This is a genomic window from Pseudomonas sp. MDT1-17, from assembly GCF_054898105.1.
Genome location: NZ_JBUBVM010000001.1, coordinates 3,729,539 through 3,742,090, shown reverse-complemented (window position 1 = coordinate 3,742,090; position 12,552 = coordinate 3,729,539). Strand labels below are relative to the sequence as shown.

10 protein-coding genes are annotated in these 12,552 nt (G+C 58.4%); all 10 read right to left on the bottom strand.

Features of this window, described 5'->3' with window-relative positions; genetic code table 11:
- Nucleotides 1–269: 269 nt before the first annotated feature.
- Nucleotides 270–1,214 (bottom strand): carbohydrate kinase family protein, encoded by a 945-nt coding sequence (locus tag ACYZTX_RS17280; protein WP_462035093.1) that lies wholly within the window; start codon nt 1,212–1,214, stop codon nt 270–272.
- Between the two features lie 13 nt (nt 1,215–1,227).
- The gene (gene xylB / locus ACYZTX_RS17275; RefSeq protein ID WP_462035092.1) at nt 1,228–2,724 is read right to left on the bottom strand and encodes a xylulokinase; all 1,497 of its coding nucleotides are present in this window, start codon (nt 2,722–2,724) and stop codon (nt 1,228–1,230) included.
- A 158-nt stretch (nt 2,725–2,882) separates the two neighbouring features.
- A complete protein-coding gene (locus tag ACYZTX_RS17270) occupies nt 2,883–4,355 on the bottom strand; it encodes a mannitol dehydrogenase family protein (RefSeq protein WP_462035091.1) in 1,473 nt (490 codons plus the stop codon).
- 15 nt (nt 4,356–4,370) lie between these two features.
- On the bottom strand, nt 4,371–5,474 hold the full coding sequence (locus tag ACYZTX_RS17265) for an ABC transporter ATP-binding protein (protein WP_462035090.1): 1,104 nt from the start codon (nt 5,472–5,474) through the stop codon (nt 4,371–4,373).
- A gap of 140 nt (nt 5,475–5,614) precedes the next feature.
- Nucleotides 5,615–6,445, bottom strand: coding sequence for a carbohydrate ABC transporter permease (locus tag ACYZTX_RS17260; protein WP_462035089.1), 831 nt, complete (start codon nt 6,443–6,445; stop codon nt 5,615–5,617).
- Between the two features lie 10 nt (nt 6,446–6,455).
- Nucleotides 6,456–7,382, bottom strand: a complete 927-nt coding sequence (locus tag ACYZTX_RS17255) for a carbohydrate ABC transporter permease (RefSeq protein ID WP_462035088.1) — start codon at nt 7,380–7,382, stop codon at nt 6,456–6,458.
- A 149-nt stretch (nt 7,383–7,531) separates the two neighbouring features.
- Nucleotides 7,532–8,842 (bottom strand): ABC transporter substrate-binding protein, encoded by a 1,311-nt coding sequence (locus ACYZTX_RS17250; protein WP_462035087.1) that lies wholly within the window; start codon nt 8,840–8,842, stop codon nt 7,532–7,534.
- Between the two features lie 290 nt (nt 8,843–9,132).
- Nucleotides 9,133–10,038, bottom strand: a complete 906-nt coding sequence (locus ACYZTX_RS17245) for an AraC family transcriptional regulator (protein WP_462035086.1) — start codon at nt 10,036–10,038, stop codon at nt 9,133–9,135.
- Between the two features lie 140 nt (nt 10,039–10,178).
- Nucleotides 10,179–11,072 carry a phospholipase gene (locus ACYZTX_RS17240; protein ID WP_462035085.1) on the bottom strand — a complete coding sequence of 298 codons (894 nt, stop codon included), beginning with the start codon at nt 11,070–11,072 and terminating at the stop codon, nt 10,179–10,181.
- A 169-nt stretch (nt 11,073–11,241) separates the two neighbouring features.
- A complete protein-coding gene (locus ACYZTX_RS17235) occupies nt 11,242–12,543 on the bottom strand; it encodes a glycosyltransferase (protein ID WP_462035084.1) in 1,302 nt (433 codons plus the stop codon).
- Between the last annotated feature and the right edge of the window lie 9 nt (nt 12,544–12,552).

Genomic DNA, 12,552 nt, shown 5'->3' with positions numbered 1-12,552 from the left:
AAGCGCCCCGTTCAAGGCAACGGGCAGTCATTTACCGACTAAAGTCGACTGAAGCAGTAACAGCCTTCTGCCACCATTGCCGAAGCCGCCGTCGGTTTTTGTATCGATGCCTTGGACATGCTGGGACCTCAAGGTCGACTCTAGCACCGGAAGATCAGTGATGTAAGCGACACCGTCTTCGCGAGCAAGCCCGCTCCCACATTCGACCGCGATCCAATGTGGGAGCGACGGTGCGGCGATCCGACTTGCTCGCGAAGAGGCCATCACCTTCAGCGAAGATCCAACTGATGCCGAAACGGCAAATCCGGCCCGGTCTTGCTGCATGTCAGCGCCGCCGCCTGCACCGCAAACTTCAGCATCCCGTCGATCTGCTCGCGGCCGAGTGATTGCACGCCCTCAACCGAGTCCAGCTGCTGTTCGGTCAGCCAGGTAATCAGCGCTGCCTGAAACGTATCGCCAGCCCCCACGGTATCGGCAATTTTCACCGAACACGCCGGCACCGACCACGAACCATGGACCTTGCTGAACACCGTCGCCCCCTCGCCACCACGGGTCAGAAACACCAACTGACAGCGATGCTGCAGCCAGCCTTCAATCACCCGTTGCGGATCCTGTTCGGGATACAACAGGCTCAAATCTTCATCGCTGACTTTGATCAGGTCGGCCAGCTCAACCAAGGTGGCAATCCGCGAACGCCACAGGTCGATATTCGGCTCAGGATTGAGCCGCACGTTCGGATCAAGACTGATCAAACGGTTGCCGCTTTCCCGGCGTACCAGCGCCAGCAGCGTGTCAGCAATCGGCTGCACCACCAGCGAAAACGAGCCAATGTGCAAGCCGCGCACTTCAGGTCCCAGTTCCGGCAGGTGCTCGGTTTTTAGCTGACGATCCGCGCAGCCTTCGCCCCGGAAGCTGTAATGAGGTGAACCATTGGCACCGACGGCCACCATCGCCAGGGTCGTGGGCGCCGCGAAATCCACCAGGTAATCCGGGCGCACGCCCTCATCCTGCAACACCTGCTGCAAGCGCCGGCCGAGGTAGTCGGTGGACAGGCCGGCAAACAGTGCAGCCTCCACCCCCAAGCGGCGCAATCCCACCGCCACGTTGAATGGCGAACCGCCGGCAATCGCCTTGAAATTCACTTTTGAAGCCAGGCCGCTGGCGTCGTCTTCACTGAAGAAATCGAACAGCGCTTCGCCACACACCAGGTACATAGTTATTCACTCTTTAAAGGGTTGCGACATGCTGTTGATAGCGTTCGTAGGCCTGTTGACAGGCCGTCACATTCTCGGCGATCGGCAAGGTTTCGCTGGCCGGATCGAGCGTCACGCAGCGCTCGCAAAGATCCGCCAGGCTGTGTTCATGCCCGTTTGCCCAGGACGTGCACCACGCCGCCTGTATCGCCGCGCCGAGGGCGGCGGCTTCGCTTTGTTCGGTGCAGATCACCGGAGTGTTCATGATGTCGGCGACGATCTGCCGCCACACCGGGCTTTTCGAGCCGCCGCCAATCAGGCAGATGCGCAGGCTTTGTAAGCCATTCTGGCGCAGCAGGTCCAGTCCATAACGCAGCCCGAAGGTCGTGCCTTCCACCACCGCGCGGCACAGGTTGGCCCGAGTCAGGTTGGTCATCGTCAACCCCAGCAGGCTGCCGGTGGCATGGGGCAGGGCGGGGACACGCTCGCCGTTGAGGAACGGCAGGATGCACACGCCTTCGGCACCGATTGGCGCTTGCGCGACGAGATCGTTGAACCGTTCGATATCCAGCTCGAACAACTCGCGAATCACGCCGGTGGCATTGGTCAGGTTCATGGTGCAGATCAGCGGCAGCCAGCCACCACTGGAGGAGCAGAACGTTGCGACGCAAGCGTCCGGACTGACTTTCGGCTGATCAGCGTAGGCGTACACCGTCCCCGAAGAGCCGAGGCTCATGGTGATAGCGCCGGGCTTGATATTGCCGGTACCGATGGCGCCCATCATGTTGTCGCCACCGCCGCTGGAGACCAGCGCCTGCGGGTTGATGCCCAGGTGTTCGGCGATACTGGGCAGGATCGTACCGACCGCTTGATGGGCATCGATCAACTCCGGCAGCGCGGCTTGCAGGCGGCCGGTGGAATCAATGTCGCGCAGCAGTTGCAAGTCCCACTGGCGGGTGCGCACGTTGAAATATCCGGTGCCCGAGGCGTCGCCATACTCACTGCAACTGCGGCCGGTGAGCCAATAGTTGAGGTAGTCATGGGGCAGCAGGATGCGGGCGATGCGAGCGAAAATCTGCGGATGTTGTTCTTTGGTCCAGAGCAGTTTGGACACGGTGTAGCCCGGCGCGATCACGACGCCGAGGCGTTCCAGGGAGCCTTTTTCGCCACCCAAATGGGCAAGCAGACGGTCGTTTTCCGGGGTGGATTCGGTGTCACACCAAAGTTTGGCCGGACGCAGCACCTGACCTTGGTCGTCGAGCAGCACCAACCCATGTTGCTGGCCGGAAACGCCGATGCCGCGAATGTCCTGACCGTCGACCTTCGCTGCGAGCAATGCGCGGCGGGTGGCAAGCGCAAAGGCTTCCAGCCATTGGCAGGTGTCTTGCTCGCGGCGGCCGTTGGCGCCGGTGATCAAGGTGTGGGCGGCGGCACCCTGGCCCAGCACCTGACCGCTGATGGCGTCGAGGACGATGGCTTTGGTGCCTTGGGTGCCGCAGTCGATGCCGAGGAATAGTTGTTGGTTTGCCATGGAAGATCCTTGGTGTGTCAGATCGATCTCGGTGAAGCCATTCGCGAGCAAGCCCGCTCCCACATTAGGTCTTCAGTGGACACGGATTTTGTGTTCGACACTGATCGAGTGTGGGAGCGGGCTTGCTCGCGAAGACGGCAGCAGGTTCACTGTCGTACTTACGCCAACACCCGCTCCAACGTCCGCGTCACCCCAACATCCCGCAAGCTGTTACAGCACCACTCAAACGCCGCCACAAACTCCGGCGAACGGGGAATCGCCGTACCAAAAATCTCCTCAACCTCCAGCAACCGCTGTGTAATCAACACATCATCCGCCACCAGCGCCTGACAAAACGTCGCCCGCGGATCAGGGATGCTGTAGGTATCGCCATTCTCATCCACACCCTTCAAATACAACGCCCAAGCCGCCACCACCAAGGCCGCACGTTTGGTCTCCTGCCCATCAGCAATCAATCGATTGATCGTCGGCACGGTGAACTTCGGAAACTTCGACGAACCGTCCGAGCACACCCGCTCCAGCTGATCGGCAATCGCCTGATTGGAAAACCGCGCCACCAACGTGTTTTTGTACTCGGTCAAGTCGATCCCCGGCACGGGCGCCAGTTGCGGCGTGACGTCCAGGTCCATGTAGGCGCGCATGTACTGCACGAACAGCGGATCATTCATGGTTTCGTGGACGAAGCGATAACCCTTCAAAAAACCCAGATAAGTGAGTGCCAAGTGACTGCCGTTGAGCAGCTTGATCTTCATTTCTTCATAAGGCGTGACGTCGTCGGTGAACTGCACGCCAACCTTTTCCCAGGCCGGACGACCGTTGACGAACTTGTCTTCCAGCACCCATTGCACGAAGGGTTCGCAGACCACCGGCCAGGCATCGTCGAGCGCATGCTTGTCGGCCAGTTGCAGGCGATGTTCCGTGCTGGTCATCGGCGTGATGCGATCGACCATCGCGTTGGGAAAACTGACATTGCTGGAGATCCAGTCCTGCAGATCGGCATCGCGCAGGGCGGCAAACGCAAGCAACGCTTTACGGGTGACGGCGCCGTTGTGCGGCAGGTTATCGCAGGACATCAAGGTGAACGCCGGCGTGCCGGCTGCTCGGCGTTTGGCCAACGCGGTGCAGAGGAAACCGAACACAGTTTTCGGTGCGTCCGGGTGTGCCAGGTCATGCTGGATCTGCGGCAGCTGGGCCATGAACTCGCCGTTGCTGTCGTCGATGCAGTAGCCGCCCTCGGTGATGGTCAGCGAAACGATACGGATCTCGGGGCTGGCGAGTTTGTCGATCAGCGCTGCCGCGCCGTCTTCGGCCAGCAGCATGTCGCGAATCGCGCCGATCACCCGGACTTCTGTGTCGTCGGTGTCGCCCAGCTCGAACAGGGTGAACAGGTAATCCTGCTTTTTGAGATCGTCCCGGGCGCGGCGGTCTTCGGCGCGCAGGCCGACGCCGCAAATGGCCCAGTCCAGGCCTTCGCCGGTATTCATCAACGCGTCGGTGTAATACGCCTGATGCGCCCGGTGGAACCCGCCGACCCCGATGTGCGCGATGCCTTGGCGGGTGTCGCTCAGGGTGTAGGCGGGCAGGGCTACCTCAGGGGCGAGGCGGTTGAGGTTCTGTTTATTGAGTTTCATCACAGGCTCTCTAAATCAGGCGGCAACGCGCAACGGGCGAGTCAGCGCCACGCCGTCGGCATCGAATAAATGGCAGTGTTCGGCATCCAGGTGCAGGCTCAGCGTCTCACCATAACGGCTGGCCAGGTCACCGCGAACCCGCATGGTCAAGGCTTCGCCGGACGAGGTCACGACGTGGCAGAAGGTGTCGCTGCCCAAGCGTTCGCTGACGTCCGCCGTGACCTGCAAGGTGCAGTCGCCGGGTTGCGCAAGATTCAAATGTTCCGGGCGAATGCCCAGGGTTACCGCGCCACCGACGCTCAGGTTGGCGCCGCTCAGCGGCAACGTGATGCGGGTGCCGGCGTCCAGCAGCACTTCGCAGCTCTGGCTGTCCACGCGGGTGACGTTGCCCTTGAGAAAGCCCATTTTTGGCGTGCCAAGGAATCCGGCGACAAACAGGTTGGCCGGCTGGTGATACAGGTCCAGCGGTGAGCCGACTTGTTCGACTTTGCCGCCATTGAGTACGACCACTTTGTCGGCCATGGTCATGGCTTCGACCTGGTCGTGGGTCACGTAGATCATCGTGGCTTGAAGCTCTTTGTGCAGGCGCAACAGTTCCAGACGCATCTGCACCCGCAGGGCGGCGTCGAGGTTGGACAGCGGTTCATCGAACAGGAAGATTTTCGGGTTACGCACGATGGCGCGGCCGATCGCCACGCGCTGGCGTTGACCGCCCGAGAGTTGCTTCGGCTTGCGCTCCAGCATCGGCCCGAGTTCAAGGATGCGCGCCGCTTCGCCGACTTTCTTCTCGACTTCGGCTTTCGGGACGCCGGCCAGGTCGAGGGCAAACGACATGTTTTTGCGCACGCTCATGTGCGGGTACAGGGCGTAGGTCTGGAACACCATCGCCAGGTCGCGCTTGGCCGGGCTGACTTCGGTGATGTCGCGCCCATCAAGTTCGATGGTGCCGCCGCTGACTTCTTCCAGGCCGGCGATCAGGCGCAGCAACGTGGATTTGCCGCAGCCCGACGGGCCGACGAACACCACGAACTCGCGGTCGCTCACTTCCAGGTCGATGCCTTTGATGATGGAAAAGCCTTCGAAGCCTTTTTGCAGATTCTTGATTTTCAGGTTGGCCATGATGATGGGCCTCCACTTGTTGTTATTCAGTTAGGCGCGCCTTTAAGATCAAAAGATCGCAGGCTGCGCCAGCTCCTACACGGAGATCGCGTGAACCCTGGGCGCTCTGTAGGAGCTGCCGAAGGCTGCGATCTTTAGATTCATTTCACGGCGCCGAACGACAGGCCGCGAACCAATTGTTTCTGGCTGATCCAGCCGAAGATCAGGATCGGCGCGCAGGCCAGCGTCGATACCGCCGACAACTTGGCCCAGAACAAACCTTCGGGGCTTGAGTACGAAGCGATCAACGCGGTCAGTGGCGCAGCTTTCGACGAGGTCAGGTTCAGCGACCAGAACGCTTCGTTCCAGCACAGGATCAGCGACAGCAGCACCGTCGAAGCCAGGCCGCCCTTGGCGATCGGCAGCAGCACCCGGACCATTTCCTGCCACAGCGTGGCGCCGTCGAGGCGTGCGGCTTCGAGGATGTCCTTGGGGATGTCTTTGAAGTAGGTGTAAATCATCCAGACCACGATCGGCAGGTTGATCAGCGTGTAGATCACGATCAGGGCGATGCGCGTGTCGAGCAGGCCGAAACTCTTGGCCAGCAGGTAAATCGGCATCAGCACGCCCACCGGCGGCAGCATCTTGGTCGAGAGCATCCACAGCAGCGTGCCTTTGGTGCGCTTGGTTTCGTAGAACGCCATCGAGTACGCCGCCGGCACCGCGATCAGCAGGCACAGCGCCGTGGCGCTGAACGAAATCAACACCGAGTTCCAGGCGAAGCTGAAGTAGTCGCTGCGCTCGTTGATGTGCAGGTAGTTTTCCAGCGTCGGGGTGAAGATGAACTGCGGCGGCGTGGCGAACGCATCGATTTCGGTTTTGAAACTGGTCAGCACCATCCAGAAGATCGGAAAGAAGATCAGGATCGCGATGGCCCAGGCCAGGGTGCCGAGCAGCAGGCTTTGCAGGCGGCGGGATTGTTGAAGGGTCATGGCGCAGGCCTCAGGCTTTGTCAGTCAGGTTTTTGCCGATCATGCGCACCAGCACGATGGCCGCGATGTTGGCGATCACCACCGCGATCAAGCCGCCGGCGGACGCCATGCCGACGTCGAACTGCACCAGCGCCTGGTTGTAAATCAGGTAGGCAAGGTTGGTCGAGGCGTAGCCGGGGCCACCGTTGGTGGTGGTGAAGATTTCGGCGAACACTGACAGCAGGAAGATGGTTTCGATCATCACCACCACCGCAATCGGCCGCGCCAGGTGCGGCAGGGTCAGGTGCCAGAAAATCGCAACCGGTCCGGCACCGTCGAGGCGCGCAGCTTCTTTCTGTTCCTGGTCGAGGGACTGCATGGCGGTCATCAGGATCAGGATCGCGAAGGGCAACCATTGCCAGGAGACAATGATGATGATCGACAGCAGCGGGTAGTGCGCCAGCCAGTCCACCGGTTGTGCGCCGAACAGCTTCCAGACGTAGGCGAGGATCCCCGAGACCGGGTGGAAAATCAGGTTCTTCCAGATCAGCGCCCCGACGGTGGGCATGATGAAAAATGGCGAGATCAGCATCACCCGCACAATGCCGCGACCGAGAAACTCACTGGCCTCCAGCAGCGCACTGATCAAGACGCCGAACACCACGCTGATCAACAGCACGCTGCCGACCAGCAACAAGGTGTTGGTGGCGCCGGGCAGGAACCCCGAGTCGCTGAGGAAGTAGCTGAAGTTCTCCAGCCCCACGAACTGGTTTTCACCGGGGTAGAGCAGGTTGTAGCGGATCAGTGAGAAGTAAACGGTCATGCCCAGCGGCACGATCATCCACAGCAGCAACAACGCCACCGAGGGGCTGACCAGGAACCAGCCGGGGTTGGCCAACCGGCTTTTACGCACCGGTTGGGGAATGTCCATGTGAACTTTGGCAGTTGAAATATTCATGGCGTTAAACCGATTCATGCAGACCTATGAAGATCTAATGTGGGAGCGGGCTTGCTCGCGAAAGCGGTGTTCCAGTCACTGAAGATGCATCGGATGTACCGACCTCTTCGCGAGCAAGCCCGCTCCCACAAAAGGCGGGAGCTGCGGGGTTACTTGGGATAACCGGCGCGCTTCATTTCACGTTCGGTGGTTGACTGGGCAGCGGTCAGGGCCTGGTCGACCGTGGTCTGGCCGATCAGCGCCGCCGAGAACAATTTGCCGACCTGGGTGCCCACGGCCTGGAACTCCGGAATGGTCACCAACTGGATGCCGATATAGGGCACGGGTTTGAGGGTCGGTTTGCTCGGGTCCGCAGCTTTCAGCGACTCAAGGGTCACCTTGGCGAACGGCGCAGCCTTCATGTACTCATCGCTGTACGTCGAAGCGCGAGTACCTGGCGGTACGTTGGCAATGCCGTCTTTCTCTGCAACCAACGCTCCATACTCCTTGGAAGTGGCCCAGGCGCTGAAGGTTTTCGCGGCGTCCTTGGCCTTGGAACTGGTCGGAATCGCCAACGCCCAGGAATACAACCAGGCAGAGCCCTTGTCGGTGGTCTCGTGCGGTGCGTAGGTGAAGCCGACGTGGTCGCTGACCTTGCTTTGGGTCTTGTCGGTGACAAAGGAGCCGGCGACGCTGGCATCGACCCAAATGGCGCATTTGCCACTGTTGAACAGCGCCAGGTTTTCGTTGAAACCGTTGCTGGACGCGCCGGGTGGACCTGAGTCTTTCATGGTCTTGACGTAGAAGTTCAGTGCGTTTTTCCACTCGGGGCCGGTGAATTCCGGTTGCCATTTCTCATCGAACCAGCGCGCACCATAGGCATTGGCGACGGTGGTGATCAGCGCCATGTTCTCGCCCCAGCCGGCCTTGCCGCGCAGGCAGATGCCGTACTGTTCTTTGTCTTTATTAGTGAGTTTGCTGGCGAACTCGCTGATCTGCGTCCAGGTCGGGTGCTCGGGCATGGTCAGCCCGGCATCCTTGAACAGATCGGTGCGGTAATAGGTGATGGAGCTTTCGGCGTAGAAGGGCAATGCATACAGCGAACCCTTTACCGACAGGCCTTCACGCACCGACGGGAACACGTCGTCGAGGGCGTAGTTGGCCGGCAAGTCCTTCATCGGCTCAAGCCAACCCTTGGCACCCCAGAGTGCGGCTTCGTACATGCCGATGGTCAGCACATCGAACTGTCCGCCCTGAGTGGCAATGTCAGTGGTCAGGCGTTGGCGCAAGACATTTTCTTCCAGCACCACCCAATTGAGCTTGATGTCCGGATGCTCGGCCTCGAAGGTTTTCGAGAGTTTTTGCATGCGTATCATGTCGCTGTTGTTAACAGTGGCGATGGTCAGGGTCTGGGCGCCGAGGCTGACGCTGCTGAGGGTCATGCAGGTGAGGGCTAGCAGAGCTTTTACAGAAGGTTGCATCGAGCACTCCTTTTCTGCACCCGGCGGGTTACAGAAGGACAGTTATTGTTTTTGTGTCTTCCTGCTTAGGGAAGAATGTGCACTGATTACAGCCTTCTATTGATGACGTGACAAATCATCCATCGCACTTTGATCGATACTATTTTGCACTGGTGTTTGGAGGGAGAGGTGCAGGGAACGGCTATTCAGCGGTTACACCGTATGGATTGCGTATAGGTTTTCGGGCCTGACATCAAAAGATCGCAGGCTGCGCCAGCTCCTACATTGGAATGCGATCTTTTGATCTTTCTTTACCCGAGATTCTGCTCAGTCAACCGCTGCACGGCCAAGCGCCGGTAGTGCGACGGCGTCATGCCCTTGAGTTGCTGAAAACGCCGATTGAAGTTGGAAATATTGTTGAAGCCCGACTCGAAACACACGTCGGTCACTGGTTTGCTGCCATCGGCCAGCAGCTCGCAGGATTTGCTGATGCGCAGGCGATTGACGAACTCGATGAAGCAGCGGCCGGTGGCTTGCTTGAACACTCGACTGAAATACGTCGGCTTCATGCCCAGGTGCTCGGCGACTTCCTCCAGCGGCAGTTCCCGGGCGTAATGAGCAAAGATGTAATCCACCGCCCGGTTGGTGCGATCGATATTGTGCTCGTCGGCCAATTGCGGCGTCGTGGCCCCGGACAGCAGCTGATAGTCATCAGAGGCCGCCAGCAACTCCAGCAGAATGAAGAAGTGCCCAAGGCGAGTCACGCCTTGGGTGTCGGCGATACGCTGCATCAAGGTCATGGCCTGGCGAATGGTGCGTTTGCAGCGAAACTCGATACCGTACTGGGCACGCTCCAGCAGTGGTGCCAGGGTCTTGAGCTCGGCAAACACCAAGTGGCCGCTGTCGAACAACTCGTCCGTGAAGTTGACCAGCATGTCGCGCTTGGGCACCACTTCGTCTTCGGCCACCTGGCTGATCCAATTGTGGGGCAGATTAGGACCGGTCAGGAACAGGGTTTCCGGGTAAAAGTTGCCAATGTAATCGCCGATGAACACCTTGCCGGAGCTGGCGACGATCAGGTGCAGTTCGTATTCCTTGTGGAAATGCCAACGCACCAAAGGGCAGGGGAAGCCATGCTGGCGATAAATGATGGACAACCCGTTATGGTCGTCCATCAATTCGTAGGAAGGATCGGTAACTTTGGCTGGTCGGCTCATGTCAGGCACTTTTTTTGTTATCGCCCGTTGATCATGCCTCTTTCGGGGTGCCTGACGCCAGTTTGCAACGAGCCTGTACTCAGGCCAGGGCGTGCAAAGTCATTGCCGCATCTCTCGACGGTGGGAAGAGCGGCGAAATATCAGGTGTACCGGTTGTTGGCTTTGATGATGTTCGCGGCTCGACAGTTCATCACCAGATTCGATTCTTCAAAAAAATCGACATTGATAATGCTACAGTCGTGAATCCATTTGTTTTTTACGTCGAACCATTCGTTCAACTCTTTTTGTATATCTACCGGTCCACCTAAAGCCACATAGGCGGTGGCGGAAAGTGACCAGGGACGGTAGTCCGAAGGCGGTCTTTTCATCACCTCGGTAATATGTGTCTTCAGTTCCGATACATTGGTCAGGCCGCTACCGCTCCACTTGTGGGGAACGTCGTTGCTGAACGCCTCGGCATGAAAGTCCGGATGTCGATCAGCCGCCAGCAAGACGCGTTGGGTCCTGCTCAGGCGTTTTAACTCTCCCAGGGTTTTATGGCTGTTGTTATAAGGGATGATGCGTTCTCTCAGGCTGTCCAACAGTCGATCGCTGAGGAGTTTGAAGTTAAAGGGCCTGTTGCCGGGATCCAGTTTGTGGAAGTCGAGGATGACGAACTCGTCGGGGTTTTCGTTGAGGAATCGATTCACGTCGTGAGTGAGCTGAAAGAGCTCTCGGTAAGAGCGAGTGCCATTGTGATGAAAGTAAAAGGCGCTGTGGCCACGACTGTTATCGTATTCATAGTCAAGCCTGAGATCCAGCGCCCTGGCGCCGTTGATCAACTGGTAATAAAAAGAGTTGTTCTGGCAGACGAACCAATGCTGGGCGCCCGGCACCACGTAGTTGCCTTTTTTGTCCGAACCGGAGTTGTGAGCGCCGGGCAGGATAAGTTCGCCGAGTGTCAGATTGTCAATGACCGGGATATTGCTCATCCAGTCGTGCAATGTCTGTGGGTGACTTCCATATTCAAAGTCGGGTAGTTTATTAATGTTCATAGTGCGTCCGTGCAATAGGTTTAAAGTTAGTTGTGCGCTTAGATAAGTTTCGTGGCGCGCTGTCTTTATAACGCTATTGCGTGAAGAAAGTCATGGTGGTTTGATTGTTGAAGAATGACTGAATATTGCAACTTGAATATTGGCCAGGTCTTAGACCTGGCCAATAGTATTAAATGATTTGTTTGTGCTGGTTTTTAACTTCTATCCATTGCGCCATGTACTGCGTGCTCTTGTGGTGATGATGGCGGAGCATGCTGCCGGTGAAGTTGCTGTTTCGACGTAATGAAAGATGTTGGCGGCAATGGTTGAGTTTCTCTATCAGTGCCGGGCCGTGAATCGTTTTTCGGTAACGCTCGGTCAGTAGTTCGAAGCCCGAGAGTTGTGCGACTGACCATTGCGCTTTGTCGCTATACAGCCGGACGGCATTCGCGGCGATTGCCTTGGCCGACGTGCTCACCGCACCTGGCCACGGGTGTTCGCCGTGCATGGCTTCCGCACCGGTCGGAGTGGTGACATTAGGCGTGCCGCACAGCATGGCGTCGACGATTTTGCCTTTGATACCCGCACCGAAGCGTAACGGCGCCAGGCACACCCGGGCTGCAGACATGACTTGCAAGGCATCTTCTGCCCAGTTCATCACATGAAAACCTTGGGCCACATTGTGCAAGGCGGTGACTTTGGGCGGCGTATAGGCACCATAGATATGCAGTTGCGCCTCTGGCAACTGCGCACGGATCAGCGGCCAGATCGTGGTTTTCATCCAGAGCACGGCATCCCAGTTGGGCGCGTGGCGGAAGTTACCGATACTGAGGAAATGCGCTCGATCCTCAAAGGCTGGTGGTGGGAAACTCGGTGCATCGACCATCAGCGGACACCAGTGCAGCAGGTTGTGCGGCAGTTTGAACTGCTCGACCAGCAATTCGATCTCCACTTCGGAGATCATCAGGTTCAAGTCGCAGCGATACAGCGCGGCGATCTCCCGTTTCGCCAGATCGGTATCGGCCATGAGTTCGAACTCCTCACGCAATGCCGGGGCGAATAGCTCACTGAAATCGTCGGCGTCGTCACTGGCCTTCAAGCGCTCCTTGAGCCGCTGGTGCCGGGCATGTCGCAGGCTTTGCAGGTCGGAGGTTTCCAGCACACGCAAAGCATCGGGGCAATGTTTCTCTACTCGCCAGCCGAACTGTTCTTCCATCATGAACTGGTCGAACAGCACGATATCCGGTGCCAGTTCACTGACAAAGGTGTCGAAACTGCTGTTGTTCAATTCGATCGGGACTTCGCGAATGCCCAAGGCGGCGAGATCCGCCGGGTGTTCTCCGGTGCCAGCCGGACTGCTGAATGTAATGTCCCAGCCCTGCTGCAAGAAAGTCTCGAGGATTTGCATCATGTGCCCGCTGGCCGCAGAAGAGCGGGGCTCGGGCCAGACGTAACCAATAACCAATACTTTGGTTGCGCGAGGTTGACTCATTAACGGGTA